Raw genomic sequence first — 26,233 nt, 5'->3', positions numbered from 1 at the left:
TCTCCTCCTCGGGAAAGCGGTTCCTGCACCGTATAGATCGGACATTGTGCTTACAACGGCCAAACGTACGTTACGGAACAACCGACTTCTGCTCCGCGAAGTGACAAGCTGACAAATGCCCGTCCGTCCTCGGCACCAGCTCCGGGACTTCGGTGGCGCACCGGTCCTGCGCCTTCCAGCAGCGCGTGCGGAACCGGCACCCGGACGGGGGATCCAGAGGACTCGGCACGTCCCCGGTCAGCCGGATCACCTGCCGCTGCCCGCGGACCGACGGGTCCGCCACCGGCACCGCGGACAGCAGCGCCTGGGTGTACGGGTGGGACGGTCGTTCGTAGATCTCCTCGTCCGTCCCGATCTCGACGATCTTGCCGAGGTACATCACGGCGACCCGGTTGGACAGGTGCCGCACCACCGAAAGGTCGTGCGCGATGAACACGTAGGACAGCCCGAACTCGTCCTGGAGGTCGCCGAGCAGGTTCATCACCTGCGCCTGGATCGAGACGTCCAATGCGGACACCGGCTCGTCGCAGATGATCACCTTGGGCCGCAGGGCGAGCGCCCGCGCGATGCCGATGCGCTGGCGCTGGCCGCCGGAGAACTGGTGCGGGTAGCGGTTGAGGTGCTCGGGGTTGAGCCCGACGACCTCCAGCAGCTCCTGCACCTTCTTCGCGCGTGATCCCTTGGGCGCCACGTCGGAGTGGATCTCGAACGGTTCGCCGACGATGTCGCCGACGGTCATCCGCGGGTTCAGCGACGTGTACGGGTCCTGCAGCACGATCTGGATCTCGCGTCGCAGCTTCCGCAGTTCGGTGCCGCGCATCGCGAAGATGTCGCGGCCTTCGAACTTCGCGCTGCCGCCGGTCGGCTCCTCGAGGCGCATCAGCACCTGGGCGAGCGTCGACTTGCCGCAGCCGGACTCGCCGACGACACCGAGCGTCTCGCCCGGCATCAGGTCGAAAGAGACGCCGTCGACCGCCTTGACCTGGCCGATCGTGCGCTTGAACAGGATGCCGGTGCGCACCGGGAAGTACTTCTGGAGGTCGGTGACGGAGAGAATGGGTTCCGCCGACGTGCTCTTCTCAGCGGAGGCGGAATCAGATACTGCCACGGGAGTTCACCACCTCTTCGGCGAAGTGGCACGCGCTGGTGCGGCCGAAGCCGATGCCGTGCGGGGCCGGGACTTCTTCGGAACACCGGGCTTCGGCGCGCTTGCAGCGCGGGTGGAACGGGCAGCCCGGCGGGATGTCGAGCAGGCTCGGCGGCAGTCCCTTGATGGTTTCCAGCGTCTGTCCCTTGAGGTCGAGCCGGGGCAGGGAGTCCATCAGCGCGGCGGTGTAGGGGTGCGCCGGCGCGCGGAACAGCTCGACGACGTCGGCCTGCTCGACGATCCGGCCCGCGTACATCACCGCGATCCGGTCGGCGACCTCGGCGACGACGCCCAGGTCGTGGGTGATGAGCACGAGCCCCATCTTGCGTTCGGCCTGGATCTCGGCGAGCAGGTCCATGATCTGGGCCTGGACGGTGACGTCGAGCGCCGTGGTCGGCTCGTCGGCGATGAGCAGGTCCGGGTCGAGCGCCAGGGACATCGCGATCATCGCGCGCTGGCGCATGCCGCCGGAGAACTGGTGCGGGTAGTCCCGGATCCGCCGGTCCGCGGCCGGGATGCGGACGATGTCGAGCAGCTCGATCGCGCGCCGCCGGGCGTCCTTCTTGGACATGCCGAGCCGGACGCGCAGCTGCTCCTCGATCTGGAACCCCACGGTGAACACGGGGTTCAGCGCGGACAGCGCGTCCTGGAAGATCATCGCGACCTCGCTGCCGCGCACCTCGCGGCGGCGTTCCTCGGACGCGGTGAGCAGGTCTTCGCCGCGCCAGCGCACCGCGCCGGCGGTGATCACGCCGGGCGGCATGTCCAGGATGCCCATCACGGTCTGCGCCGTGACGCTCTTCCCGGACCCGGATTCCCCGAGCACGGCCAGGGTTTCCCCGGCGTGCACGGAGTAGCCGACGCCGTTGAGCACCTTGGCCACGCCGTCGGAGGTGCGGAACTCGACGTGCAGATCCTCTACTTCGAGCAGGAGTTCGTTGTCGGACAAGGGGATCTACCTCGACTTCGGATCGAGCGCGTCGCGGATGCCGTCACCCAGCATCACGAAGGCCAGCACGGTCAGGGTGACGAAGGCGCCGGGGAACAGCAGCATGTGCGGGTCGACGCGGAAGTAGTCCCGCGAGTCGCTGATCATCACGCCCCACGAGATCACCGGCGGGCGCACGCCGATGCCGAGGTAGGCGAGCGTCGCCTCGGCGCCGATGAACGCGCCGAGCGCGATGGTCGCGTAGACCAGCACCGGCGCGACCGTGTTCGGCAGCAGGTGCCGGAAGATGATCCGCGGGGTGCTCGCGCCGAGGCCGCGCGCGGCCTTGACGTAGTCGAGCTGCTTGGCCACCAGCGTCGCCGAGCGCATGATGCGCATGGCCACCGGCCAGCTCAGCACCGCGATGGAGCAGACCACCTGGACGATGATCGTGACCGCGCCGGGGTTCGAGCCGGGTGCGTTGAACGTCGTCAGGATGACGATCGCGCCGAGCACGAACGGCAGGCCCGCGAAGATGTCGCCGAAGCGCGACAGGACGCTGTCGACGAACCGCCCGTAGTAGCCGGCGAAGATGCCGACGAGCGATCCGAAGAGGACGGTCAGCAGGGTCGAGAACACGCCGACCAGCAGGGACGCGCGGGCGCCGTAGATGGTGCGGGCGTAGACGTCGTAGCCCTGGTTGTCGTAGCCGAACCAGGCGTCCGCGGACGGGCCCTCGTTGGCGTGGGTGAGGTCGCTGAACCCCGCTTCCCGGGAGCTGAACAGGCCGGGCGCGATGGCGATCAGCACGATCAGCAGGATGATCACGGCCGAGATGACGAACGCCGGTTTGCGCCGCAGCTGGCGCCACGCGTCGTTCCAGAGGCTGCGGGGTTTCTGCGGGCCGGTGCCGGAGTCGTCGATGCGGGACAGCTCGGCCGCGTCGGCCCCGCCGCCACCCACCAGGTTCGGGTCAGTCATAGCGGATCCTCGGGTCGAGAACGGCGTACAGCAGGTCGACGATCAGGCTCATCAGCAGGTACACCAGCACCAGCAGGACGACCACGCCGACGACGGTCGCGCTCTCCCGGTTCTGGATGCCGCGGAAGATGAGCCCGCCGAGGCCGTTGATGTTGAACACGCCTTCGGTGACGATCGCGCCGCCCATCAGGGCGCCCAGGTCGGTGCCGAGGAACGTGAGCACCGGGATCACCGAGTTGCGCAGCAGGTGGACGCCGACGACGCGGCTCTGCGGCTGCCCCTTCGCGATGGCCGTGCGGACGTAGTCGGCGCGGCGGTTTTCGGCGATGCTCGTTCTCGACAGCCTCGCGACGTAGGCCATGGACAGGCTGCCCAGCGCGATGCCGGGCACGATCAGCTCGCCGACGCCGGGGTTGTCGGACACGCTGGCCTCGATCAGGCCGAGGCCGTTGCTGCCCAGCGCGAGCTGCAGCACGATCGCGGTGACGAACACCGGCAGCGAGATCAGGAACGTCGTCGAGACCAGGACGAGGTTGTCGAGGAAACCCTTGCCCCGCAGGCCGGTCAGCACGCCGGCGGTGAGCCCGATGAGGGCCTCGATGACCACGGCGATCACGGCCAGCCGCAGCGTGATCGGGTACGACGTCGCGATCAGCTCGCCGACCGAGGTGCCGTTGAAGGTCTCGCCCCAGTCGCCGGTGAACAGGCTCCCGAGGTACTTGAAGTACTGGACGAAGAGGTTGTCGTCGAGGTTGAACTTCTCCGTCATCTGGGCGATGTAGGCCTTCGGGCAGGCGGTCTGGCCGCACTTGCCCGAGAACGGGTCGCCGGGCACGGCCCAGACCAGGACGTAGATGAGGAAGGTGGTGCCGAAGAACACCGGGATCAGCTGGAGCAGCCGTCGCAGGACGTAGCGGATCATGACGAGTTCCTAGTGCGCGCCGGGCGTCGTGGGCGGGAAGGTGCTCCCGCCCACGACGCCGTGGTGGTGGTTGCGGCAGATCAGCGCGGCACCACTACTTCTTCAGGACCTCGATGGACGGGTAGTCCGGCATGCGCCGGAAGTCCAGGGCCGCGGACTTGAGGTTCTTCGACTTCGCCGCGACGCCCTTCTCGTCCCACGTCGGGATCGACGGCAGGTCCTTCGCGATCAGGTCCTCGGCCTGCTGGTACAGCTTGACCGCGGCGTCCTTGTCGGCGGTGGCGTCCGCCTGCGCGAGGAGCGCGTCGACCTGCGGGTTCGAGTAGTTCGAGTCGTTCGAGGAGCCGCCGGTCTTGTAGATCGGGTTGAGGAAGTCCTCGATGGACGGGTAGTCCGCGGACCAGTCGGAGCGGCCCATCCCGGTCAGCTTCTTGCCGGTGACGATGCTGCGCCACTGGCCGAAGTCGGTGGCCGGCACGAAGTCGCATTCGACGCCGAGGGTGTTCTTGATGCTGTTGCACGCCGCGACCAGCGGTTCCTTGCGGCCGCCGTCCGCGTTGGACGCGATGGTCAGCTTGCCCTTGAAGCCGGACTTCGCGAAGGCCTCCTTGGCCGCCGCCGGGTCGAACTTGCAGAACTGGCAGACACCGGAGCGGGCACCGGTGATGCCCTGGGCGACGTACCCGTCCAGCGGGACGTAGGTGTCGTTCATGACGGTCTTGGTGATCTGCGCGCGGTCGATCGACATCGAGATGGCCTTGCGCAGCTCGAGGTTGTCGTAGCCCGGCACGTAGTACGGCACGGCGATGGTGCTGACGCCGAGCAGGTTGCCGGTCACCAGGCGATCGCCCAGGTCGGCCTTGTACTTGCCGCCCGCGACCGCCGACGGCGGCAGCGCCTCCATGAAGTCGAGCCGCCCGCTCAGCAGGTCCTGGTAGGCGGTCTCCTGGCTGGAGTAGATCTTGATGTCGAGGTCCTTGAAGTGGACCTTGTCGTCACCCTTGTAGTCGTCGTTGCGGGTGAGCTTGATGTCCTGGTTCGGCGTCCGCGAGACGAACTTCATCGGGCCGTTGCCGATCGGGTGCTGCTCGAAACCCTTGGGGTCCTTGAAGAACGCGTCGGGCAGCGGCGCGAACGCCTGGTAGCCGACCTTGATGTCGAACACCGAGAACGGCGCGTCGAGCGTCACCTGGAACTCGTAGTCGCCCTTCTGCACCAGGCCGGACATCTTGTCGGTGGCCGGCTTGGCGTTCTCGTCCGCGGGGTGGACGTCCTTGTACCCCTGGATGTTCGAGTAGAAGTCGGTGTTGAGCTGCCCGTTCGGGGCGTAGGCGCCGTAGTTCCAGGCGTCGATGAAGTTGTGCGCCTTCACCTCGGTGCCGTCGTGGAACTTCCAGCCCTGCTTGATCTTGATGTCGTAGACCTTGGAGTCGGTCGTCGTGATCGAGTCGGCCATCAGGTTGAACGGCTTGGCGTCCGCCCCCTTGAAGCCGACCAGCGTCGCGAACATGACCTGGATCGCCTTGGTGCCGCCGAGGTCGTTGATGTTGGTCGGGACCAGCGCGTTCTGCGGCTCGGTGCCGTAGACGCTGACCGTGCCGTCCGGGTTCGTCTCGCCGGCGCCCGCGGAGCTGCCCGAACCGCCGCCGCAAGCGGCGAGCGCGAGCGCCAGCGAGGTCATCACCACCGTGGGTCCCCAGAACCTGCGCGAACGACGCATGTCCCCTCCATCTCCGTCTGTCCGAAAGGTGAGACGCACGCTATCGGGGGCGATGAAGCTGATCACAGGACTGCGGTGTTGCAAATCAGTGACGACCGTCGGGACCACCTGGTTGGAGCACAACCAAGGTAGGAAACCGGGTACTCCGGACGGCGTAGCGCGGACAGGTGGTCATCACGCGCTCACGGTGGGTTCGTGTTCGATTCCCGTTGCGGCACAACCTCTTTCGGATGTCCGAACGGGCCGGTGGGGTGGTTGTCAAGCCCCTCTCCTGGCCGGAACCGGAAAACCGGCGCGTCCGTCCGAACCGGATCAGGCGAGCGAGAGGGCGATGCCGTCCAGGATGTCGTGCTCGCTGACCACCAGCTCGGTCGGGCCGCCGCGGGCCGCGAGCTGCTCGGCGAGGGTCTGGACCACCACCGCGCCGCCGGCGATCACGTCGACGCGGCCCGGGTGGATCACCGGGTTCGCCGCGCGGGTGGCGTGGTTCTCGGCCAGCAGCTTCGTCGCGAGCCGGTCGATGTCCGCGGGGCCGAGCTTCGACAGGTGGACGCGGTCACTGTCGTACTCCGGCAGTCCGAGCGCGATCGCCGAGAGCGTGGTCACCGTGCCGGCGACACCCACCCACGTCTTCGCGCGGGCCACGTCGACGACGTCGAACGCCTCGGTCAGGACCTTGCCGGCCAGGTCGCGGGCGGCGGCGATCTCCTCGGCGGTCGGCGGGTCGCTCTTCAGCGCGCGCTCGGTGATCCGGACGCAGCCGATGTCGACGGACTTCGCCGCGATGACGTCGGCCTGCCTGCCGTCCCAGGTGCCGAGGACGAGCTCGGTCGAGCCGCCGCCGACGTCGGCCACGACGAACGGGCCGTCGTCCGGGTCCTGCTCCCCGACCGCGCCGGTGAAGGACAGCCGGGCTTCCTCGTCGCCGCTGATCACCTCGGCCTCGACGCCGAGGGTCTCGCGCGTCATGCGGAAGAAGTCGTCGCGGTTCTTCGCGTCGCGGGTGGCGGAGGTGGCGACCATCCGCACCTTCTCGACACCCTTGCGCCGGGCGGCGACCGTGTAGTCGGCGAGCGCGGCGCGGGTGCGTTCGAGCGCCTCGGGCGCGAGTTCGCCGGTGGCGTCGACACCCTGGCCGAGCCGGACGATCCGCATCTCGCGGTGCAGGTCGCGCAGGTCGACCGTGCCGTCATGGCGCGGCGTCAGCTCGGCGACGAGCAGGCGGATGGAGTTGGTCCCACAGTCGATCGCGGCAACACGAGGCATGCGATCACCCTAACCGGCGGGTGTTGTCGTCCCGACGGTCGTGGTCGTGGTCGTGGTCGTGACCGAGGTGGCCGTCTGACCGCAGGTCGGGGGCGGCGGTGTGGTTGTCGACTCCGGCGTGGTGGTCGTGGTCGGCGGGGTCGTCGTCGGCGGCGGGGTGGTCGTCGTGCTGATGACCGTCGTCGTCGTGGGTGTCGTCGTCGGCGGCTTCGTGCACGACGGCGGCGGGGTGGTCGTCGTCGGCGGCTTCGAAGTACCGGTCGTCGGTGGCGCGCTGGTCGGCGTCGTCGTCGGGACCGGGGGCGGCGGTACCGACGGCGCGGGCGGGCCGGCCGCCGCGTTCGGGGCGCCGATCGGGACCGTGCTGTCCGGCACCTGCATGATCCCGTTGCGGTAGGCCTCGGCCCAGAGGATCACGGTGTTCACGTACGTGTCGGAGTTGTTGTAGCGGTAGATCGCGCCGCGCAGCTGGTCCGGGTTCGCCAGGTCGAAGCCGCCGGAGCAGAGGTAGCGGCCGGTGGCCAGTGCCGCGTCGAAGATGTTGTTGGGGTCGGACTTGCCGTCTCTGTTGCCGTCGGAGGCGTAGGCGCGCCAGGTCGCCGGGATGAACTGGGTCGGGCCGACCGCGCGGTCCCACACCGGGTCCGTGTCGAGCTCGCCGTGATCGGTGTCCGGGATCGCGGCGAACGCGCCCTGGCCGTTGAGCTCCGGGCCGAGGATCGGCTCGCGGGTGGTGCCGTTCGCGTCGACGTAGCCGCCGCGCGCGTGGTTGGACTCGATCCGGCCGATGCTGGCGATCAGGGCCCAGTCGATGTGGCACGCGGCCTGCTCGCGGCCGAGGATGTCGGCGGCGTTCTTGTACGCGGCGAGCGCGCTGGCGGGGATGCCGAGGGGGCCGTCGGGGAGTTCGTAGGCCGGGAGCGGCAGCGGGGTGGGCGCGCCGGGGAGGGTGCCGTCGACGGCGATCTGCTGGATGGCGGCGTGCCCGGGGTCGTAGCCCTGGCCGAGCGCGGCGTCGCGGGTGTGGTCACCGGTGCCGCCGAGCCAGCCGAGCGTGACGCCGCCGGCCAGCAACGCCGGGATCACGGCCAGGATGCCGGTGATCAGGGGGTACGCCGTGCGGTGGCGGATCCCGAATCTTCGGGTGTGGCTCCCGACTGCGTCAGGCAGTCGCCGCACGCGCATAGCTCGAAGCCCTCCTGGCCGGATCGGTCACCCACCCTCGGGTGACAGCCTGCCGTACCCGGGGCGCGGTTTCACCCCTTCGGGAGTCTGGATCTCGCCGGACGGGGGTTTTCGCTCACCCAGCCCAGTTATCTGTTTACGCGGCGCGAGCGTTACTCGGCACAGTCTCCCGTGGGCCACCCGTTCGCCTTAAGCAGCTCCAGCGTCTCGTCACCGAACGGATTGACGCCCGGTCCGACCGCCAGCGAGTGGGCGACGTGCACGTGCAGGCACTTGACGCGGCCGGGCATCCCGCCGGCGGTGACCTGGTGGCCGAGCGGCTCGATCGCGTCGCGCTCGGCGAGGTAGGTCTCGTGGGTGCGCTGGTAGTGCGCGGCCAGCTCGGGATCGGTGGAGAGCCGCTCGGTCATCTCCTTCATGATCCCGGACGCCTCGATGGTGCCGATCATCGAGTTCAGCTTCGGGCAGGTCAGGTAGTAGAGCGTCGGGAACGGCGTCCCGTTCTCCAGCCGCGGGCTGGTCTGCACCACCGAAGGGTGGCCGCTCGGGCACCGCGCGGCCACCGCCCGCAGCGCTCGCGGCGGCCGTCCGAGCTGCTCCGCGATGATCTCGCGGTCGGCGTCGGTGACGGGCTCGAACCGGTGCTGCTGCGTGCTGTTCACGCGCACCAGGTTAGTTCAGCCGCCGGAGACCTGGTTCCAGAGGTTCTCGTACCAGGAGCCGTCCGGGACCTGCTGCTGTCCCGGCTGCGGGGCCGCGTCCGGGGCCTTGTCCTCGGGCAGCTGGACGATGTACGGCGTCTCGCCCGGCTTGACGTACCGCAGCCGGCGCCGGGCCTCGGCCTCGATCTGCGCCGGGTCGCTCAGCTCCGCCTTGCGGCCCTCGAGCTGGGCGACCGTCTGCTGCAGCTGGGCCTGCTGCGCCTGCTGTTCGCGGATCTCGGTCCGCTGGGCGAGGTACGTGCGCAGGGGCACGGCGATGGTGAACGCCAGCGCGCACACCACGATCGCCACCACCGCCGCGCGGCGGGTGGTGGACATGCCGAGCACCTTCGCCGCACCGGACGCGCGCTTCGCCGCCAGGCTCCGGCGCAGCCGGGTCCGGGTCGTCTCCACGTCGCCGGTGCGGCGGCGCACCGCCTCGGGACGGCGGGCCGGCGCGGGCCGGTTGGCCCGCGTCGCCCCGCCGCCGCCTCGGCGGTTGCGCGTCGTCCTCCCCCGGTCCGCCATCGGCGATCAGCCCTCGGCGCTGAACCGCGGGAAGGCCAGCTCGCCGGCGTACCGGGCGGCGTCACCGAGGGTCTCCTCGATGCGCAGCAGCTGGTTGTACTTGGCGATCCGCTCGCCGCGGGCCGGGGCACCGGTCTTGATCTGGCCGACGCCGGTGGCGACCGCCAGGTCCGCGATGAACGTGTCCTCGGTCTCGCCGGAGCGGTGGCTCATCATCGACTTGTAGCCGAACGAGGTCGCCAGCGAGATCGCGTCGAGCGTCTCGGACAGGGTGCCGATCTGGTTGACCTTCACCAGCAGCGCGTTGGCGGCGCGGCGGGTGATGCCCTCCTCGAGGCGGTCCGGGTTGGTGACGAACAGGTCGTCGCCGACGATCTGGACCTTCTCGCCGATCTCGGCGGTCAGGGTGACCCAGCCGTCCCAGTCGTCCTCGCTCAGCGGGTCCTCGATGGAGACCATGGGGTAGTCGCGGATCAGCTCGGCGTAGTACGCGGACATCTGCTCCGCGCTCTTCTTGCTGCCCTCGAAGGTGTACGCGCCGTCGGCGAAGAACTCCGTCGCGGCGACGTCCAGCGCGAGCGCGACGTCGCGGCCCGGGGTGTAGCCGGCCTTCTCGATGGCCTGCAGGATCAGGTCGAGCGCCTCGCGGTTGTTCGCCAGGTTCGGCGCGAAGCCGCCTTCGTCGCCGAGACCGGTCGACAGGCCCCGGCCCTTCAGCACCGACTTCAGCGAGTGGTAGACCTCGGCGCCCCAGCGTAGGGCCTCGCGGAAGGTCTCCGCGCCGATCGGCGCGATCATGAACTCCTGGACGTCGACGTTGCTGTCCGCGTGCGAACCCCCGTTGAGGATGTTCAGCATCGGCACGGGCAGCACGTGCGCGTTCGGCCCGCCCAGGTAGCGGAACAGCTCCAGCTCGGCCGACTCGGCGGCGGCCTTCGCGACGGCCAGCGAGACGCCGAGGATGGCGTTCGCGCCGAGGCGGGACTTCGCCGGCGTGCCGTCGAGGTCGACCAGCTTCTGGTCGACGATCCGCTGGTCGACGGCTTCGATGCCGACCATCTCGGGGCCGATCTCGTCGAGCACCGCGGCGACCGCGCGCTCCACGCCCTTGCCGTTGTAGCGGCCGGTGTCGCCGTCACGGAGCTCGACAGCCTCGTGTTCGCCGGTGGACGCTCCCGACGGGACCGCGGCCCGCGCCAGGGTGCCGTCGTCGAGGGCCACCTCCACCTCGACGGTCGGGTTGCCACGCGAGTCCAGAATCTCGCGCGCGCCTACCTGCTCGATGAGAGCCACGCCATGCTCCTCGGTGCGTCGTGCCTGCGGTAACGCGCCCAGCCTAGCCGTCACCCGGGTTCACCCGTTGGAGGACTCACCGCCCGCGCGGATCGCCTGCCAACCCGGCGGCAGCTCCACGGTCTCGGACGTCTGCTGCCAGAACGTCCAGCTGTTGCCGCCGAGATCGGCGACGGTGAACACCCGCGCGCCGTAGGGCTGGTCCTGCGGCGGGTCGAGCTCGCCCTCGTCGCCGATCGCCGCCGCGATCCGCGCGTAGGCGTCGTCGACGTCCTCGACGTAGAGGATGTTGAGCTGGCCGACCGGCCCGTCCACGCCCTTGGCCTGCCAGTAGTCCGGCCCGACGCCGGCGATCTGGATCCGCGCGGCGCCCGCGCACAGGGTCGCCTGGAAGACCTCGCCGGCGCCGTCGCAGAACCGGACCTCCTCGGTGAACCCGAAGACCCTGGTCAGCCAGGCGAGCGCCGCCGTGGCGTCGGAGTAGTACAGGTAGGGCGCCAGGCCCCGGTACGGGCTGCTCATGGCGGCACAGTCCATCACGTCCCGTCCGGAGGCGTGTGCGCGGTACTGCGCCGATGGTCACCGATCCGGCCACAGTCACGGCCGAATGGCTCCGTAGCAGCGATCACGCGCCGCCCGAAGGGTTGGCCTACTTTTGGCCGGATTGGTAACGTGGGATGACCATGACGGACGCCGCAGCTGCTTCGCAGCCTCCCGAAGAGTCGCGGTTCCATGCCTTCCGCCAGGCCGAAGATCTCGTCACCCGCCGCCGTCCGCTGGACGCGTTGAAGGCGTTGCAGCCCCTGCTGGAATCGGAGACGGACAAGCCGTCGGTCCACCTCCTGGCCGGGCGCGCGTACTTCCACTCCGCCCAGCTGCGGCGCGCCGAGCAGGCGTTCACCCGGGTGCTGGAGCTGGACCCGACGGACCACTACGCCCGGTTCATCCTCGGCCGCACCCTCCAGCGGCTCGGCCGGTTCGTCGAGGCACTGGCCCAGATGCGGATGGCGTCGGCGATGAACCCGGTGCCGGAGTACCTCGAGGCGATCAGCGAGGTCAAAGCGCACATCGCGCTGCGCGAATCCTGATCGATCCGGCCACCAGGGCCGTTCGGCCCGCCGGAGATCAGACTTTCGGCCGATCGGGCCGGGCCCCTCGGCCGATCCGCGGCACCCCCTCTTCCGGCGAAGCTGGTTCCAGACCGAATCAGGGAGGAACCGGAAATGTCGATCTTCGCCACACTGGGTGCTTACGCCGGCTTGCTGCTGCTGGTGCTCATGGCTGTCACACCGCTGTTCGCCGACCGGGAGCTCTGACTCACGGCGCGACGCTCGCCTCCGCGTAGGCGTCCGCCGCGCTGAAGACGTCCTGGCCGTACGCGATTCCCGAGTTGTAGAACAAGATCGCGCGCCACCAGCCCGCCGGGGCGCCCAGGTCGTCGCCGCCCGAACACAGGTAGCGCGCCGCCGTGAACGACGCGTCGTCCACGTTCTGCGGGTCCGGGGTGCCGCCGTCGCCGTTGGCCCGCTCCTGGTACTTCTTCCACGTCGACGGCAGGAACTGCAGCGGCCCGATCGCGTGGTCCCACGACTTGTCGCCGTCGAGCTTGCCGCCGTCGGTGTCGTGCACCGCCGGGACGCCGGGCGAGCCGTCCAGCGGCGGGCCGACCACCGGCTTCGCGACGCGGCCGTCCGCGCCGATCGCCGAAAGGTCGAAGTCCCCGCGCCCGGCCTCGACCCGGCCGATGCCCGCGAGGGTCGCCCACGACAGGTGGCACGTCGGCTTCTGCCGCTGCATCCACATCTCCGCCCGCCCGTACGCGGCGAGCACGCGCCCTGGGAGGTGCGTCTTGTCCGCGACGCGCTTCGCCCACGCGTCCAGCTCGGCCTGGTCGGACACCGCCGGCCGGTCGACCGGCGCGGCGAGCCCGGCGCGCGGCGACTCGGCGCCCGGCTGCGGCCGCTGCTCCGGGATGGCCAGCGCCGGTTGCGCCGGCGGGGGCGCGGCCGGGGTGTCCGGGTTCCGGATGCCGATCGTGACGACCAGGACGACGCCGGTGACCACGAGCGCCAGCGCGAGGGCCGCCCGGCTCAGATAGCGCCGCGGCGGACCGCCCGGAGGCGACTGCGGGGGCGTGACGGTCGGCTGAGCGGTTTCGGCCACCCGATCAGGTTACGGAGCCACTCAAGAGTGAGGCTTATTCTGGTCAGCCCGGCGCTGCCCACGCGCAAACCGGAGGTCCACGCGAGAGCCGTGCGGCGGGCGACGGCTGAATAAGCCTCATCGGACCCTCGGTCGCCTGACCAGGGCAAGCGGAGGGTAAAAACAGGTCCGCTGCCAGCGACGTCACAAAATTCGTTATCGAGTCGACGCGCAAGGCCCTGACCTGCGGTTACCCTAACCTAACTTCCGCACTGAGTCCCATTTGTCCGTTTGCATCGTTTCGACGGGACGTACGCTCGCTGGACTTACAGGTGAGCCTTACCTAAAAACTTCCTGGTACCAGAAACTCAGGGAGGCGGAACCGGTGTTGTTCTCGAGCGCGCTGATCGGGCTGCGGGAAGGCCTGGAGGCCGCCCTGGTCGTCAGCATCCTCGTGGCCTTCCTCGTGAAGACCGAGCGCCGCCACGCGCTGCGCTGGGTGTGGCCGGGCGTCGGCGCCGCGGTGCTGCTGTCGGTCGCCGTCGGCGCGATCCTCACCTACACGACCGCCCAGCTGTCGTTCGAGCACCAGGAGCTGCTCGGCGGCAGCCTGTCGATCATCGCGGTCGTGTTCGTGACGGCGATGATCTTCTGGATGCGCAAGGCGTCCAAGAGCATCGCGGCCGAGCTGCGCGGGAAGATGGACGACGCGCTGGACGTCGGCCCGATGGCCGTGCTGCTGCTGTCGTTCCTCGCGGTCGGGCGTGAAGGCCTGGAGACCGCGGTCTTCTTCTACTCCGCCGTCCAGACCGCGCAGTCGGACACCGTGCAGCCGCTGATCGGCTTCGCCGTCGGCATCGTGGTGGCGGTGCTCCTGGCGTGGCTGCTCTACAAGGGCGCCGTCCGGTTCAACCTGGCGAAGTTCTTCACGATCACCGGCGTCCTGCTCGTGTTCGTCGCCGCGGGCGTGCTCGGCTACGGCCTGCACGACCTGCAGGAGGCCGCGTTCCTGCCGGGCATCGACACTCTCGCGTTCGACGCGTCTAACGCGCTGCCCGAGACGTCCTGGTACGGCGCCCTGCTCAAGGGCATCTTCAACTACTCGCAGCAGACGACCGTGCTGCAGGCCGTCGCGTGGGTCGCCTACGTCGTCATCGTGCTTCCCCTGTTCCTCAAGCCCAGCAAGAAGACCGCGCCGGCACCCGTCGCCGCGGCCGCCTCGAAGGAGTGACCGTGCGCAAGACCACCCCGCTGGCCGTCGTGGCCGGCGCCGCCGCCCTGGTGGCGCTGTCCGCCTGCGACAGCAAGAGCGACACCGCCGGTGCCGCGGCGGCAGGCGGCCCGATCAAGGTGTCGGCGTCCGACACCGCGTGCGAAGTCTCGGCGAACGCGGCCGCCGCGGGCAACCTGACCTTCGAGATCACCAACAAGGGCAGCAAGGTCACGGAGTTCTACCTCTACGCCGAAGGCGACCGGATCATGGGCGAGGTCGAGAACATCGCGCCCGGGCTGAACCGGCGGCTGATCGTCGAGGTCGCCGACGCCGGCAAGTACCAGACCGCGTGCAAGCCGGGCATGGCGGGCAACGGCATCCGCGGCGACTTCACCGTCACCGGCGGCGCGCCCAAGCAGAACGACGCGAACGCGCAGAAGGCCCAGGCGACCAAGAGCTACAACGACTACATCGCGAACAACACCGCCGCCCTCGAAGAGGAGACGGCCAAGTTCGTCGACCTCGTCAAGGCCGGCAAGGTCGACGAGGCGAAGGCCGCGTACGCGCGCACCCGCACCTACTACGAGCGCATCGAGCCGGTCGCCGAGAAGTTCGGCGACCTGGACCCGGCCATCGACGTCCGCGAGGCCGATCTCGAGCAGGGCCAGCAGTTCACCGGCTTCCACCGGCTCGAGAAGGACCTGTACGTGACCGGCCTGAAGCCGGACAGCTCGCAGATCGCGGACAAGCTGCTGACCGACGTCAAGGACCTCGTCGCGAAGTCGAAGACGCTGCAGCTGACCGCGCTCGACCTGGCCAACGGCGCCAAGGGCCTGCTCGACGAGGTCGCGACCGGCAAGATCACCGGCGAGGAAGAGACCTTCTCGCACACCGACCTGTGGGACTTCCAGGCCAACGTGGACGGCTCGAAGGGCGCGATCGCCTCACTGCGGCCGCTGCTGCAGGAGCGTGACGCCGCCCTGGTGTCCACTTTGGACAAGGAGTTCGCGAACGTCCAGGGTCTGCTGGACAAGACGCGCGTCGGTGACGGCTTCAAGTTCTACAACCAGCTGTCCCAGGACGAAATCAAGGCGTTCGCCTCGGCCGTCGACGCGCTGGGCGAGCCGCTGAGCAAGGTCGCGGAGGTCGTGTCGAAGTGACGTCGGCAGAGGGCACGCGGGTTTCGCGGCGGAAGCTCTTCGGCCTGGCGGGCGCGGGGGTCGCGCTCGCCGGGGCGGGGGCCGCCGCCGGGATCGGGATCGACAAGGCGACGGGCAGCGCCGAGGCGGCGGTGAACACCGTCGAGTTCGAGGGCGAGCACCAGGCCGGGATCGTCACGCCCGCGCAGGCGAACCTGCACTTCGCGGCCCTCGACGTCACCACCAAGGATCGCGAGAAGCTGCGGCAGCTGCTGAAGACGTGGACCGACGCGGCGCGCCGGATGACGGCGGGCCAGGAGGTCGTGCCGAACGGCGCGGTGGGCAGCGGCGACTACGCACCGCCCGGTGACACCGGCGAGGCGCTCGACCTGCCCGCGTCGCACCTGACGCTGACGATCGGCTTCGGCCCGTCGCTGTTCGACGGCCGGTTCGGCCTCGCGGGGAAGCGGCCGCCGCAGCTGATCGACCTGCCGCTGTTCCCGAAGGACAAGCTCGACCCGGCCCGCGGCGGCGGCGACCTGTGCATCCAGGCCTGCGCGGACGACCCGCAGGTGGCGGTGCACGCGGTCCGCAACCTGGTGCGGCTCGGCTTCGGCGTCACCGAGGTCCGCTGGTCGCAGCTCGGCTTCGGCCGCAGCTCGTCGACGTCGCGCGCGCAGCAGACGCCCCGGAACCTGTTCGGGTTCAAGGACGGCACGAACAACATCAAGTCCGAGGACACCGACTTCCTGCGCGACCAGGTGTGGGCCACGGCCGCCGACGGCCAGGCGTGGATGGCCGGCGGCTCGTACCTGGTGGCCCGCCGGATCCGCATGCACATCGAGACGTGGGACCGCGAAACCCTCGACGGCCAGCAGCGGATCGTCGGCCGCACGAAGGGCACCGGGGCCCCGCTGGGCCAGACCGCGGAGTTCGACGAGCTGGACCTCGACGTCGGCGGCGCGGGCGGCGAGAAGGTGATCGCCGAGGACGCGCACGTCCGGCTGGCGTCGCACCAGGCGCTGAACGGCGTGCGGATCCTGCGCCGCGGCTACAACTTCGTCGACGGCTCCGATGGCGTCGGCCACCTCGAAGCGGGGCTGTTCTTCCTGGCGTTCAACCGGGACACGCGGAAGCAGTACGTGCCGATGCAGCAGGCGCTGTCGGCGAAGGACGCGATGATGGAGTACGTCCAGCACACGGGTTCGGCGCACTTCGCCGTGCCGCCGGGCGTCTCGAAGACCGGCTACTGGGGCGACGGGCTGTTTGCCTAAAGCCTTTAGGCTAATCTACACTCTCTTTAGGCAAAGGAGGGTGTAGTGATGGTTCGTGCCGGATTGACCACGGACCGCGTGGTCCACGCGGGCGCCGAGCTGGCCGACGAGATCGGGTTCGAGGCGGTGACGCCGTCGGAGCTGGCGCGGCGGTTCGACGTCAAGGTCGCCAGCCTGTATTCGCACGTCAAGAACGCGCACGACCTGCGGACGCGGATCGCGCTGCTGGCACTGGACGAGCTCGCCGACCGGGCCGCCGCCGCGTTGGCCGGCCGGGCCGGGCGGGAAGCCTTGGTCGCCTTCGCCGGCGTCTACCGCGACTACGCCCGCGAGCACCCCGGCCGGTTCGCCGCGGCGCAGCTGCGGCTCGACCCGGAGACCGCGGCGGCGAGCGCGGGCGTGCGGCACGCGCAGCTGATGCGCGCGATCCTGCGCGGCTACGACCTGACCGGGCCGGACCAGACGCACGCCGTCCGGCTGCTCGGCAGCTTCTTCCGCGGGTTCGTCGCCCTCGAAGCCGACGGCGGCTTCGACCACAGCGCGCCCGCGGCGGCGGACAGCTGGGCCCGCCTCCTCGACGTCCTCGATTCCCTTCTCCGCGATTGGCCACGACCGTGATCACCACCCCGCTGACCGCCGGCATCGTCCGCGGCGCCCTCGAACTCGAAGACACTCCCCGCGGCCTGGTGCCGCACCGGCTGCCCGCCCGCGCACGGGCGCAGAACACCGACGAGCGGCTCGCGATGGCCGAGGCGCAGCCGGCCGGCGTCCGCCTGCGGTTCCGCACGACGGCTCGCGTGATCGAACTCGAGACCGTGCCGACCAAGATCGAGTACCCGGGCGCGCCGCCGCGTCCGGACGGCGTCTACGACCTGCTGGTCGACGGCAAGCTCGCGGCCCAGGCGACCGCGCCCGGCGGCGTGCGGTTCGCGGACCTGCCCGGGCACGACAAGGACGTCGAGATCTGGTTGCCGCACAACGAACTCACAGCGCTGGTCGCCCTGCGGACGGACGCGCCGGTCTCGCCGGCCGGGGCGGCGGGCCGGGTGTGGCTGCACCACGGCAGTTCGATCAGCCAGGGTTCGAACGCACTCAGCCCGTCGACGACGTGGACCGCGCTGACGGCGGCGTCCGCCGGGGTCGAGCTGGTCAACCTGGGGTTCAGCGGCAACGCGATGCTGGATCCGTTCGTGGCCCGGGCCATGCGGGACACCCCGGCCGACGTGGTCAGCGTCAAGATCGGCATCAACATCGTCAACGCCGACGTGATGCGCCCGCGCGCGTTCGGCCCGGCGGTGCACGGGTTCCTGGACACGATCCGCGACGGTCACCCGTCGGCGCCGCTGCTGGTCGTCTCGCCGTTGTACTGCCCGATCCACGAGCAGACACCCGGCCCCGGCGACTTCGACCACGCGGCGCTGGCGTCGGGGATCGTGCGGTTCCGGGCGACCGGCGTCCCGGGCCCCGACAAGCTGACGCTGGAGGTGATCCGCGCGGCGCTGGCGCAGATCGTCGCGCAGCGCGAGGACCCGGCCCTGCACTACCTGGACGGGCTTTCACTGTACGGCCCGGCGGACTACGCCGAGTTCCCGCTGCCGGACGAGCTGCACCCGGACGCGGCGGCGCACCGGCTGATCGCGTCGCGCTTCACGGAACTCGCTTTCGGCGGCCCGTTCGCTTGACTTCAACCTCCCTTGAAGTTGAATTCTGGGGAGCATGTTCACCGAAGCAGAGCTCGCGTACCTCGACGCCCAGCCCCTGGGCCGGCTCGCCACCCGGCAGCCGAACGGAACCCTGCAGGTCAACCCGGTCGGCTTCCGGTACAACCCGGACGAGAAGACGATCGACGTCACCGGCCACAACCTGCGCGGCAGCAAGAAGTTCCGCAACCTGACGGCCGACGACCACGTCGCATTCGTGGTCGACGACCTGCCGTCGACGAACCCGTGGCGCGTGCGCTGCCTGGAGATCCGCGGCCGCGCAGAGGGGCTGACCGGGGTGAACCTCCCGGACAACCACTTCGACGACGCCGTGATCCGGATCCGTCCGTCGCGGATCTTGGCGTTCGGGGTGGAGGACTGGGACCGGGAGCCGCTCGATCTGGTGGCGAACATCCGCGACGTGTGAGGTCGGAGGCGGGCGGCCGCCACGGGATCTGGGGGTTCCCGTGGCGGCCGCCGCCGGTCGGGTGGCTCCGGCTGGAGCGAGCTGAGCCGCGGCGGCCGGGCATCCGCGGCTACCCGATCCCGGCCCGCCCGCTGTGAGCGGAGGGGCATCTCGCGTGATTGGCCCGGCTCTCGCGTGACTGGGCGGGCATCTCGCGTGACTGGCGGGGCATCTCGCGTGATTGGGCGGGCATCTCGTGTGTGGAGTTGCCCCGGTGAGGCGGACACGGGGTTTTAGGCAGCTGAGGCTTGAGCGTAGTAGGTGGTTCTGGCTTCGGCCGGGGTGTTCTGGCCGATGGTGGAGTGCAACCTTGCGTGGTTGTAGTAGCGCAGATAGCGGAACACGTCCTGGCGGGCCTGGGCCCGGGTGCGCCAGATCGTGGTGCCGATTTCGGTCTTCAACGTGGCGAAGAAGGCTTCGGCGACGGCGTTGTCGTAGCAGGACCCGACCCGCCCGACCGATGGCCGGATCTGGTGTTCGGCGAGGGCGGTGCGGAACTGGCCGGAGGTGTATTGGACGCCGCGGTCGGTGTGAAACACCGCATCGGGCTGGATGAGGCCGCGGGCCGCAGCGAGGTCGATCGCGTCGCAGACCAGGTCGGTGCGCATATGGCTGGCCATGGCGTGGCCGACGATTTCGCGGGTGTGCAGGTCGATGACGGTGGCCAGGTAGAGCCAGCCTTGGAAGGTGGGCAGGCAGGTGATGTCCCCGACCAGCCTTGTCCCTGGGGCGGTGGCGGTGAAGTCGCGGCGGATCAGATCACCCACCGGGGTGACCGGGCCGGCCGCGGGCCGGGTGGTGACGCGGCGTTTGCGGCGGGTGATCCCGGCCAGACCGTGCTCGCGCATCAGCCGCTCCACCCGTTTGTGGTTGATCGTGTGGCCGCGGCGGTGCAGTTCCGCAGTCACCCGCGGAACGCCGTAGGCGCCACGGTGCTCGGCGTGGATGCTGGTGATCAACCTGACCAGTTCGACTTCAGCCTCCGCCCGCCGGGCCCGATCTGACTCGGCCGCGACCCACTCGTGGAAGCCTTGCCGGCGCAGCCCGAGGACCTGGCACAACCGCTGGACACCGAAGGTGGTGCGGTGTTCGGAGATGAACCGGTAGCGGTAGATCATCGATCCATCTCGCGCGCAAAATAGGCGGCCGCTTTCCGCAGGATCTCCTTCTCTTTCTGCAGCTCAGCGACCTGCTTCCGCAACCGCTGGACTTCATCGGTCACCGCCGGATCCTCCACCATCGGCCCGGCCGCAGTTTCCTGCTTGGCCACGTTCACCCACGACCGCAGGGTCTCGTGGTTGACCCCCAGTTCGCGGGCGATCTGCCGCAACGGACGATCACTCGAGTTCACCAACTCGATGGCGTCACGACGGAACTGCTCCGGGTACTTCGACCTGCGAGACACCAGGACATCCTCCCTCCAGACCACTGTCTGGAATCAAGGTGTCCGGCCCCAAGGGGCAACCCCATGTGATTGGCGGGGCATCACTCCGGTCGGCGTCGGAACGGCTGGGTCAGCGGCGGCCGCCCCGTGCGGTGTACGTCGCCGCGCCGGTGACCGCCAGGGTCAGGGCTGTCCAGGTTGCTGCTGGGGTGCCGGACGGCTGGAGCAGCCAGGCTGCGATCTGGCTTGTTGTCGAACCGTCGTGCGGGACGAAGGGTGCTATGGCCGCCCAGAGCAGCGGGAGCGTCCAGCCGAACTGGCCGCCCACGATCGTGGCCGCCAACCCCGCCAAGCCCAGCAGGCCCGCCGCGTCACGGGCGATGATCGATAAGTCGACAATGTTCGGGCCCAGTTCCTGGACCGCCAGGACCGTTCCCCCGGCCGCCACGCCGATCAGGGCCAGGTGCGCGAAGCGGCGGAGCGGCCACGGGATCGCCGCCGTGCGGTCGAGGTCCGGGTCCTGGCCGCTGAGCCCGATCGCCGCCACCGCGATCGCCGCCGTCAGGGTCAGCATGACCGGCAGGGGCGACCACGAGTCGCGCGCCAGGAACCACATGCCCGCCGTCGCCGTCAGCAGGGCGATGATCGCCGCCGGGACCTGGCGCGAACGCGCGTAGAGCGTCACCCACCTCATCGCAGCGCTCCCGGGACCAGCGTGTCCAGCGGGTCGCCCTGGCAGGTCAGGAGAACCTGCCGCACCGCGACGATCCGTGAGAACTGCTCATCCGCCGGGAGCGCGTGGAACTTCTGCCACGCCCGCTCGATCCGGCCGGACGACTGGCGGAACCAGCCGCCGCCGTACTCGGGCAGCCGCTTCAGCTCGCCGGTGAAGTACGCCGCCGCGATCACGCGACCGCCCAGGTCGGACAGATCGCCGTAGCTCGCCGGCTCGCAGGCGGGCAGCCCGGTGCCGGACAGCACCGCCGTCCGCAGCGTGCTCGCGTCCGCCGTCCGCAGGTCGTCGTTGGTCTGGAAGTCCAGGTAGACGACACCCGCATCACGGGAAGGCACGGTGTTGACGGCCGCCGGCACCGTCCGCTCCTCGATCCTGGTGGGCGCGCCGGGCAGCTTCGCCAGCATGGCCAGCGCCTCCCGCCCCGGCCCGGCCAACGCGGCCAGCCTGTCTTCGTGCGCCCGGCTGACGCAGATCGGGCCGTCGCAGAGCCTCTGGGCGGCGACGCTGTCGGGGGTCAGGAGCCCGTCCTCGGAATCCGGGAAGACCGGTAGCGCGATCGCCGCCCCGGCCACCACGGGCAGCAGGCCCAGGGCCCTGGCCCGCGCGGAATTCGCCGCCAGCACCAGGAAGCCCGTCGCCGCGAGGCCCGCGAACCACGCCGCCTGTCCGAGATCTACCGAAGCGGCGGTCGTCGTCAGCACACCCCGCGGCTCCGCGAGGACCGGCGTCAGCAACCCGAGTCGGCTGTACATCGCGGAAAACGCGCCCGACGCCCAGGCCAGCACCGACACGGCCAGTGTCAGCACGGCCAGCGCCGGCGCGGTCAGCGGGTGCGGCAGCAGCCGCCCGACCGCCAGCCCCACCCAGCTCCCCGCCACGACGGCGAGCAAGCCGACCAGGAGGACCGGCAGGAAGCTCGCCGACACGAACCCGCCGTGCCCGAGCACCTCCACCAGGCCGACGGCGAACACCAGCAGGAGCCCGAGCCCGCTCAACGCCCCCACCGCGCCGGCCAGCCTGATCGCCCGGTGCCAGCCCGGCCGCGACGTCGTGGACAGCAGCTCGACCATCCCGGAACGGCTGTCGCGCATGCCCTGGATCGCCCCGGCGCCGACGGTGATCGGCCACAGGAACACCAGCAGGAACCGCAGCCACAGCACGGTGGTCGTCGTGTTGCCCGTCCACGGCGCGGGCACCTTCCACCACGGCCCGGACAGCAGGAACAGGAAGCCGAGCGCCACCACGAGCAGCGCCAGCCCGGCCCAGGGCGCGATCGAGCGCCGCAGTTCGATGCGCAGGATCATCACCAGGCCCCCTGCCCCGGCTCGTGCTTCAGCAGCGCCGAGTAACCACGCTCGATCGGGCTGTCGCCCACGTGCTCCGCGGTGCCCGCCTCGGCCAGCTCACCCGGCGTCCCCTGGAACACCAGCTTGCCCTCGGCGAACAGGACGACGTCGGAGCACGCCGTCCCCACGTCCTCGACCAGGTGCGTCGAGATCAGCACGCACGAGTCCCGGCCGAGCTCCTGCACCAGCTCGCGGAACCGCACGCGCTGCGCCGGGTCGAGCCCGGCGGTCGGCTCGTCGAGCAGCAGGATGTCCGGGTCGTTGACGATCGCCTGCGCGATCCCGACCCGCCGAACCATGCCGCCCGACAGCGTCTTCATCCGGTCGTCCGCGCGGTCGGCCAGCCCGACCCGCTCGAGCGCGCGCTGCACCGCTCCCGGGATGTCCTCTTTGGACACTTCCTTGAGCCACGCCATGTACTCGACGAACTCCCGGGCGGTGAACCGCTTGTAGAACCCGAAGTTCTGCGGCAGGTAGCCGATCCGCCGGCGCAGGTCGCGCTGCCCGGTGTGCCCCCCGGCCGGCGCGCCGAGCAGCGACAGGCTCCCCGACGCGGGCCGGAGCACCGTCGCCAGCGCCCGGATCAGCGTCGTCTTGCCCGCGCCGTTGGGCCCGAGCAGGCCGTGCACCCCCTTGCCGAGCGACAGGTCCAGCCCGTCCACGGCCATTTTCCGCCGTCCGACCCGCACCTTCAGCCCTTCGGCCTGGATTTCCCAGGCGTAGGCCGTTGGCGCGACCTCGGCGGCCCCGACAGCACGCATGTCCGTCCTCCCTAGTTGCGCGCGCCGAGCCGGGTGAACGCGCCCTTGTGCAGGGCGACGACCACCGTCGTCAGCGCGAAGATCCCCGCCCACACCGGCACCGCGCCGGTACTGAGCGCAAACGTTTGCTCCTGGGCCGCCAGCGTGGGCAGCACCAGGCCCGCGACCCACACCGTGATCAGTGCGTACGCCGCCCGGGTGACGCCGATCAGCCCGCCCAGCGCGAGCGTCCCCGTGGTGAAGGCCAAGCTCGGCAGCAGCCAGAGCGCCAGAGCCGTACCGGTCAGCCAGCCGGCGACCCCGAGCACCGGCAGGACGACGACGAGCACCGCCAGCGTCCGCCGCGTGATGAGGTACAGCCCGGCCCGCGGGGTCGCGACGACGACCTCGTACGCCGGATCCAGCCCCCTCGCCCACGACGCCGCGACGCCGAGCACCGGCAGCACCGGCGCGAAGAGCTGCACCGCCGTCACGTCCAGCGCCGAGCGCCAGATCTGGTCGAACGCCACCGCGAGCAACGTGACCAGCACGATCATCCCCAGCCACGGCAGCATCACCGGCGTGACCCACGTGTCGAGCCACCGCCGCCGGCGCCGGTACGGAACCGGCTCGGGCGCCGGCGGCCCATGGGCCGGAACGGCCGAAAGCCGGATCTCGAAGCCGAGCCGGTTCCAGACGGCGTCCACCACCGGCTGGACGGGCGCGACTTCGGCGAGCCGCGCCCGGCACCCCCGGCACGTCTCCAGGTGCGCTTCGAGACCCCACAGCCGGTCGGCCGGGAGGTCGAAGCCCGCCACGTACTCGGCGATGAGCTCGTCCGACGCATGGGTCATGACAGTGCCTCCCGCATCGCGAACCGCGCCCGGCGAGCCCGGGTCTTGACGGTTCCTTCCGGCAGTCCCAGCAGGACGGCGGTCTCCCGGACGCTCAGCCCGTCGAGCACCATCGCCTGCAGCACCGCCCGCAGCTCGGGCGCGAGGTCGCGCAGCGCGTCACCGATCTCGTCACCGATCGTCGCCGCCAGGGCCACGTCCTCCGCCGCTGGCACCGGCGCGACGTCCAGAGCCACCTCCGACGGCAGTTCGGCGTGGTGCGCCCGGCGCCGGAACGCGTCGACCAGCCGGCGCGCCGCGATGGTCCACAGCCAGCCGACCGCGGTGCCGCCGGTCGCGGCCCCCGCGAACGACGCCGCCGCGCGCCAGACGGCCAGGTAAGTCTCCTGCATGACCTCGGCGACGACGTGCTCGTCGGCGCACCGGCGGCGCAGGCGCACGAGGAGCCAGGGCGACGTGCGGCGGTAGAGCTCCTCGAACGCCGCGCGGTCGCCCTTGGCCGTGCGCCGGACGAGGTGTTCCTCGTCGGCGTCCTCCAGTGGCAGTTTCCTCACACCAGGCAAGACGCCGGATCGGCCCCGGCGGTTCTCACACGATTGTGTGCTGCGTCACACTGGGCGCGGCGGCCAGAACTTCCGCCAGCCGTCGGCCTCCAGGGTTGTCGGCTCCAGGCCCACGTCGCGCGCGGCCTGTTCGGCGGCCCGGACGTCGTTCGCGAACTGCTTCGCCATCGCCCGCAGCTCGCCCTCGGGGTCGACGCCCGCGCGCCGCGCCGTCGCCGCGATGCGGAACAGCTGGGCGGCGGCCGCGGTGCCGGCCGGGAAGAGGTCGAGCGGGATGCCCGCGCGCCCGGAGCGCTGCCCGAGCTTGCCGGCCAGCGCCACCGCCGGCTGGCCGAGCGCCACACCGTCCACAATGGACTTGCGTTGCTTTTCCTGCTGCTTCAGCTCTTCCCACTTGACGTTCTGATGCTCGACGGTGTGCACCGAATCGGCACCGGCGAAAACGTGCGGGTGCCGGCCGACCAGCTTCGCGACCAGGTCGGCGGCGACCTCGTCGATGCCGAACGGGTCGGCGGCGTCCTCGGCCGCGACCCGCGCGTGGAAGAGCACCTGGAGCAGGACGTCGCCGAGCTCCTCGCGCAGCGCCTCGCGGTCACCCGACTCGATGGCGTCGAGCAGCTCGTAGGTCTCCTCGACCAGGTACTGCCGGAGCGAATCGTGGGTCTGCGCCGCGTCCCACGGGCAGCCGCCCGGCGAGCGGAGCCGGTCCATCACCTCGGCGGCCTCGACCAGCGGCGGCGCCGGCGTCTCGATGACCTCCGCGCCGGTCGCGATGAGCAGCGACGCCGCGGGCTCGTCCCGGGACCCGGCGAGCAGCACGACGTCCTTCAGCGAAGGCGCCTCGGTGACGGCCGGGACCCCGAACACGCTCGCGTCGAGGTCCGTGGCCGCGTAGACCGCGGTGGCGTCACGAAGGATCTTCAGCGCCGCGGCGGGCAGCGTCGCCCCGCGGACGACTACGACGACGCCCGTGCTCACTGCTGCGTACGGCCGGGACCCGCGACGGGCACGATGAGGGCCGGGGCGGCGTCCAGGTTCGGCACGACGCCCATGGTCGCGGCATCCCACACGCCGTAGCGCGGGTTGATGCGCAGGCCGCTCTCCCCGACGTAGGGCTGGAGCAGGCGGGTGCCGATGGCGGTCAGCTGGTCGTCCGTGGGCTTCTGCGGCTCCCCGTCGGCGGGCACCGGCTGGTCGGTGCCGCGGGTCCGGAGGACGAAGACGTACCAGTCGGGCTTGGCCGGCATCCGCGGCTGGAACGCGACGACGCTGTTCGCCGGGGAGCCGAACAGCACGGTCTCGGCGAGGGCGGGGTACTGGGCGGCGCCGAAGACCGAGGTGAGGCCGGCGTCGGAGAACCCGTTGGGGCCGGGCTGGCCGGTCTGCTGGGACTGCTGGAGCTCCTGGCCCGCCGCCTGCACGGCCGCCTGGACCTTCGACGGGTCGGCGGCGAACTGCTTCGCGACGTCGAACGCCCGCGCCCGGGCCTCGGGGTCGTTCGCGGCGGTGGCGCTGAAGCCGACGTAGTCGGCGCTGACCGCGAGCTTCGGCAGGAACTTGGCGGCGAGCTGGCGCTCCAGGTAGGTGTCCGAGGCGCGCTCGCCGCGATCGCGCACGTTCGCGGCGATCTGCGCGACGGCGAGCGAGTCGCCCTGCCCGGTGTCGGTGACGGGCGCACCCGGCAGCGTCGCGGCGATCTGCGCGATCTTCGCCTGGTCCGCGACGATGTTTTCCTTCTTCGCGGCGTAGGTGATGAGCTGGTGGAGCGCCCCTTGCCGGACGATCTCCCGGCCCAGCAGGACGACCTTGTTCTCACGGGCGAGCTTCTGCGCGTACGGCTGGTCGCGGACGGCCTGGTCGATCATCGACTGCACCCGGTCGAGGCCGAACGACTGGTCACCGAGGATCGAGGCCGCGCCGACCTGGCTGGGGCCCGAGCCGCACCCGGCGAGCAGAAGAGCACCGGCAACAACCGCGACCAGCGCGCGAGGGCGCCCCATGATCC

The 26,233-nt window shown here is 70.6% G+C and carries 29 protein-coding genes; 8 read left to right on the top strand and 21 right to left on the bottom strand.

The annotated features are described in order from the left end of the window. Nucleotides 1-70: 70 nt before the first annotated feature. The 11 genes from AA23TX_RS02310 to AA23TX_RS02260 form a co-directional block, all read right to left on the bottom strand. Nucleotides 71-1,108, bottom strand: coding sequence for an ABC transporter ATP-binding protein (locus tag AA23TX_RS02310; protein ID WP_155540942.1), 1,038 nt, complete (start codon nt 1,106-1,108; stop codon nt 71-73). Beyond that, nucleotides 1,095-2,096 carry an ABC transporter ATP-binding protein gene (locus tag AA23TX_RS02305; protein WP_155540941.1) on the bottom strand — a complete coding sequence of 334 codons (1,002 nt, stop codon included), beginning with the start codon at nt 2,094-2,096 and terminating at the stop codon, nt 1,095-1,097. The genes AA23TX_RS02310 and AA23TX_RS02305 overlap by 14 nt, the downstream gene beginning before the upstream one ends. Nucleotides 2,097-2,102: 6 nt before the next feature. After that, a complete protein-coding gene (locus AA23TX_RS02300; protein ID WP_155540940.1) occupies nt 2,103-3,056 on the bottom strand; it encodes an ABC transporter permease in 954 nt (317 codons plus the stop codon). Continuing rightward, on the bottom strand, nt 3,049-3,978 hold the full coding sequence (locus tag AA23TX_RS02295; RefSeq protein ID WP_155540939.1) for an ABC transporter permease: 930 nt from the start codon (nt 3,976-3,978) through the stop codon (nt 3,049-3,051). The genes AA23TX_RS02300 and AA23TX_RS02295 overlap by 8 nt, the downstream gene beginning before the upstream one ends. Before the next feature lie 94 nt (nt 3,979-4,072). Continuing rightward, on the bottom strand, nt 4,073-5,698 hold the full coding sequence (locus AA23TX_RS02290) for a peptide ABC transporter substrate-binding protein (RefSeq protein WP_155540938.1): 1,626 nt from the start codon (nt 5,696-5,698) through the stop codon (nt 4,073-4,075). Nucleotides 5,699-6,010: 312 nt separating this feature from the next. Then, nucleotides 6,011-6,964, bottom strand: a complete 954-nt coding sequence (locus AA23TX_RS02285) for a Ppx/GppA phosphatase family protein (protein ID WP_155540937.1) — start codon at nt 6,962-6,964, stop codon at nt 6,011-6,013. A 9-nt stretch (nt 6,965-6,973) separates the two neighbouring features. Then, nucleotides 6,974-8,149, bottom strand: coding sequence for a lytic transglycosylase domain-containing protein (locus AA23TX_RS02280; RefSeq protein WP_155540936.1), 1,176 nt, complete (start codon nt 8,147-8,149; stop codon nt 6,974-6,976). A gap of 152 nt (nt 8,150-8,301) precedes the next feature. After that, on the bottom strand, nt 8,302-8,811 hold the full coding sequence (locus AA23TX_RS02275; RefSeq protein ID WP_155540935.1) for a DUF501 domain-containing protein: 510 nt from the start codon (nt 8,809-8,811) through the stop codon (nt 8,302-8,304). Nucleotides 8,812-8,826: 15 nt separating this feature from the next. Next, entirely contained in the window at nt 8,827-9,378 is a 552-nt protein-coding gene (locus AA23TX_RS02270) for an FtsB family cell division protein (protein ID WP_230862309.1), read from the bottom strand. A gap of 6 nt (nt 9,379-9,384) precedes the next feature. Then, a complete protein-coding gene (gene eno, locus AA23TX_RS02265; protein ID WP_155540934.1) occupies nt 9,385-10,671 on the bottom strand; it encodes a phosphopyruvate hydratase in 1,287 nt (428 codons plus the stop codon). A gap of 60 nt (nt 10,672-10,731) precedes the next feature. Continuing rightward, nucleotides 10,732-11,193: a VOC family protein gene (locus AA23TX_RS02260; RefSeq protein ID WP_155540933.1), complete on the bottom strand. Its 462-nt coding sequence runs from the start codon at nt 11,191-11,193 to the stop codon at nt 10,732-10,734. Between the two features lie 161 nt (nt 11,194-11,354). Between AA23TX_RS02260 and AA23TX_RS02255 the strand changes: the two genes are divergently transcribed. Then, nucleotides 11,355-11,759: a tetratricopeptide repeat protein gene (locus tag AA23TX_RS02255; protein ID WP_196425151.1), complete on the top strand. Its 405-nt coding sequence runs from the start codon at nt 11,355-11,357 to the stop codon at nt 11,757-11,759. Nucleotides 11,760-11,988: 229 nt separating this feature from the next. On the opposite strand, the gene AA23TX_RS02250 is transcribed toward AA23TX_RS02255, so the two are convergent. After that, nucleotides 11,989-12,735 (bottom strand): lysozyme family protein, encoded by a 747-nt coding sequence (locus AA23TX_RS02250; protein WP_155544201.1) that lies wholly within the window; start codon nt 12,733-12,735, stop codon nt 11,989-11,991. Nucleotides 12,736-13,198: 463 nt separating this feature from the next. Between AA23TX_RS02250 and efeU the strand changes: the two genes are divergently transcribed. Genes efeU through AA23TX_RS02215 form a run of 7 tightly spaced genes read left to right on the top strand, consistent with a single transcriptional unit; the run spans nt 13,199 to nt 18,703 of the window. Further along, on the top strand, nt 13,199-14,044 hold the full coding sequence (gene efeU / locus AA23TX_RS02245; protein ID WP_155540931.1) for an iron uptake transporter permease EfeU: 846 nt from the start codon (nt 13,199-13,201) through the stop codon (nt 14,042-14,044). After that, entirely contained in the window at nt 14,041-15,186 is a 1,146-nt protein-coding gene (gene efeO, locus AA23TX_RS02240) for an iron uptake system protein EfeO (RefSeq protein WP_155540930.1), read from the top strand. Before efeU ends, efeO begins: the two co-directional genes overlap by 4 nt. After that, complete coding sequence (gene efeB, locus AA23TX_RS02235; protein ID WP_155540929.1) at nt 15,183-16,439, top strand: iron uptake transporter deferrochelatase/peroxidase subunit; 1,257 nt, start codon at nt 15,183-15,185, stop codon at nt 16,437-16,439. The genes efeO and efeB overlap by 4 nt, the downstream gene beginning before the upstream one ends. 48 nt (nt 16,440-16,487) lie before the next feature. Beyond that, nucleotides 16,488-17,057 (top strand): TetR/AcrR family transcriptional regulator, encoded by a 570-nt coding sequence (locus AA23TX_RS02230; protein ID WP_196425398.1) that lies wholly within the window; start codon nt 16,488-16,490, stop codon nt 17,055-17,057. Then, a complete protein-coding gene (locus AA23TX_RS02225) occupies nt 17,054-18,121 on the top strand; it encodes an SGNH/GDSL hydrolase family protein (protein WP_155544199.1) in 1,068 nt (355 codons plus the stop codon). The genes AA23TX_RS02230 and AA23TX_RS02225 overlap by 4 nt, the downstream gene beginning before the upstream one ends. Before the next feature lie 34 nt (nt 18,122-18,155). Beyond that, on the top strand, nt 18,156-18,566 hold the full coding sequence (locus tag AA23TX_RS02220; protein WP_155540928.1) for a PPOX class F420-dependent oxidoreductase: 411 nt from the start codon (nt 18,156-18,158) through the stop codon (nt 18,564-18,566). After that, entirely contained in the window at nt 18,563-18,703 is a 141-nt protein-coding gene (locus AA23TX_RS02215; protein ID WP_155540927.1) for a hypothetical protein, read from the top strand. The genes AA23TX_RS02220 and AA23TX_RS02215 overlap by 4 nt, the downstream gene beginning before the upstream one ends. 135 nt (nt 18,704-18,838) lie before the next feature. On the opposite strand, the gene AA23TX_RS02210 is transcribed toward AA23TX_RS02215, so the two are convergent. The 9 genes from AA23TX_RS02210 to AA23TX_RS02170 all read right to left on the bottom strand — a co-directional run bounded on the left by AA23TX_RS02210 (nt 18,839) and on the right by AA23TX_RS02170 (nt 26,228). Beyond that, nucleotides 18,839-19,723 (bottom strand): IS3 family transposase, encoded by an 885-nt coding sequence (locus tag AA23TX_RS02210; RefSeq protein ID WP_155540926.1) that lies wholly within the window; start codon nt 19,721-19,723, stop codon nt 18,839-18,841. After that, nucleotides 19,720-20,034, bottom strand: a complete 315-nt coding sequence (locus AA23TX_RS02205; RefSeq protein ID WP_155540925.1) for a transposase — start codon at nt 20,032-20,034, stop codon at nt 19,720-19,722. The genes AA23TX_RS02210 and AA23TX_RS02205 overlap by 4 nt, the downstream gene beginning before the upstream one ends. An 85-nt stretch (nt 20,035-20,119) precedes the next feature. Further along, nucleotides 20,120-20,683: a hypothetical protein gene (locus AA23TX_RS02200; protein ID WP_155540924.1), complete on the bottom strand. Its 564-nt coding sequence runs from the start codon at nt 20,681-20,683 to the stop codon at nt 20,120-20,122. After that, entirely contained in the window at nt 20,680-22,029 is a 1,350-nt protein-coding gene (locus AA23TX_RS02195) for a hypothetical protein (RefSeq protein ID WP_230862308.1), read from the bottom strand. The genes AA23TX_RS02200 and AA23TX_RS02195 overlap by 4 nt, the downstream gene beginning before the upstream one ends. Next, nucleotides 22,029-22,832 carry an ABC transporter ATP-binding protein gene (locus AA23TX_RS02190; protein ID WP_155540922.1) on the bottom strand — a complete coding sequence of 268 codons (804 nt, stop codon included), beginning with the start codon at nt 22,830-22,832 and terminating at the stop codon, nt 22,029-22,031. Before AA23TX_RS02190 ends, AA23TX_RS02195 begins: the two co-directional genes overlap by 1 nt. Nucleotides 22,833-22,843: 11 nt before the next feature. Next, the gene (locus tag AA23TX_RS02185) at nt 22,844-23,665 is read right to left on the bottom strand and encodes a zf-HC2 domain-containing protein (RefSeq protein WP_155540921.1); all 822 of its coding nucleotides are present in this window, start codon (nt 23,663-23,665) and stop codon (nt 22,844-22,846) included. Then, on the bottom strand, nt 23,662-24,219 hold the full coding sequence (locus tag AA23TX_RS02180) for an RNA polymerase sigma factor (RefSeq protein ID WP_155540920.1): 558 nt from the start codon (nt 24,217-24,219) through the stop codon (nt 23,662-23,664). The genes AA23TX_RS02185 and AA23TX_RS02180 overlap by 4 nt, the downstream gene beginning before the upstream one ends. A 54-nt stretch (nt 24,220-24,273) precedes the next feature. Beyond that, the gene (locus AA23TX_RS02175; protein ID WP_155540919.1) at nt 24,274-25,206 is read right to left on the bottom strand and encodes a nucleoside triphosphate pyrophosphohydrolase; all 933 of its coding nucleotides are present in this window, start codon (nt 25,204-25,206) and stop codon (nt 24,274-24,276) included. Then, on the bottom strand, nt 25,203-26,228 hold the full coding sequence (locus tag AA23TX_RS02170; protein WP_230862307.1) for a hypothetical protein: 1,026 nt from the start codon (nt 26,226-26,228) through the stop codon (nt 25,203-25,205). The genes AA23TX_RS02175 and AA23TX_RS02170 overlap by 4 nt, the downstream gene beginning before the upstream one ends. Nucleotides 26,229-26,233 lie beyond the last annotated feature (5 nt).

Source organism: Amycolatopsis camponoti, from assembly GCF_902497555.1.
In the GTDB taxonomy this organism is placed as follows: Bacteria; Actinomycetota; Actinomycetes; order Mycobacteriales; family Pseudonocardiaceae; genus Amycolatopsis; species Amycolatopsis camponoti.
The sequence above is the reverse complement of the archived record's forward strand: the minus strand, read 5'-3'. Positions and strand labels throughout refer to the sequence as shown.

Excerpts from the sequence above, each read along its gene's own strand:
- AA23TX_RS02300 (WP_155540940.1), bottom strand. The coding sequence starts at position 3,056 with ATGACTGACCCGAACCTGGTGGGTGGCGGCGGGGCCGACGCGGCCGAG.
- AA23TX_RS02295 (WP_155540939.1), bottom strand. The coding sequence starts at position 3,978 with ATGATCCGCTACGTCCTGCGACGGCTGCTCCAGCTGATCCCGGTGTTC.
- AA23TX_RS02290 (WP_155540938.1), bottom strand. The coding sequence starts at position 5,698 with ATGCGTCGTTCGCGCAGGTTCTGGGGACCCACGGTGGTGATGACCTCG.
- AA23TX_RS02285 (WP_155540937.1), bottom strand. The coding sequence starts at position 6,964 with ATGCCTCGTGTTGCCGCGATCGACTGTGGGACCAACTCCATCCGCCTG.
- AA23TX_RS02280 (WP_155540936.1), bottom strand. The coding sequence starts at position 8,149 with ATGCGCGTGCGGCGACTGCCTGACGCAGTCGGGAGCCACACCCGAAGA.
- AA23TX_RS02270 (WP_230862309.1), bottom strand. The coding sequence starts at position 9,378 with ATGGCGGACCGGGGGAGGACGACGCGCAACCGCCGAGGCGGCGGCGGG.
- AA23TX_RS02260 (WP_155540933.1), bottom strand. The coding sequence starts at position 11,193 with ATGAGCAGCCCGTACCGGGGCCTGGCGCCCTACCTGTACTACTCCGAC.
- AA23TX_RS02255 (WP_196425151.1), top strand. The coding sequence starts at position 11,355 with ATGACGGACGCCGCAGCTGCTTCGCAGCCTCCCGAAGAGTCGCGGTTC.
- AA23TX_RS02230 (WP_196425398.1), top strand. The coding sequence starts at position 16,488 with ATGGTTCGTGCCGGATTGACCACGGACCGCGTGGTCCACGCGGGCGCC.
- AA23TX_RS02220 (WP_155540928.1), top strand. The coding sequence starts at position 18,156 with ATGTTCACCGAAGCAGAGCTCGCGTACCTCGACGCCCAGCCCCTGGGC.
- AA23TX_RS02210 (WP_155540926.1), bottom strand. The coding sequence starts at position 19,723 with ATGATCTACCGCTACCGGTTCATCTCCGAACACCGCACCACCTTCGGT.
- AA23TX_RS02200 (WP_155540924.1), bottom strand. The coding sequence starts at position 20,683 with ATGAGGTGGGTGACGCTCTACGCGCGTTCGCGCCAGGTCCCGGCGGCG.
- AA23TX_RS02195 (WP_230862308.1), bottom strand. The coding sequence starts at position 22,029 with ATGATCCTGCGCATCGAACTGCGGCGCTCGATCGCGCCCTGGGCCGGG.
- AA23TX_RS02190 (WP_155540922.1), bottom strand. The coding sequence starts at position 22,832 with ATGCGTGCTGTCGGGGCCGCCGAGGTCGCGCCAACGGCCTACGCCTGG.
- AA23TX_RS02185 (WP_155540921.1), bottom strand. The coding sequence starts at position 23,665 with ATGACCCATGCGTCGGACGAGCTCATCGCCGAGTACGTGGCGGGCTTC.
- AA23TX_RS02170 (WP_230862307.1), bottom strand. The coding sequence starts at position 26,228 with ATGGGGCGCCCTCGCGCGCTGGTCGCGGTTGTTGCCGGTGCTCTTCTG.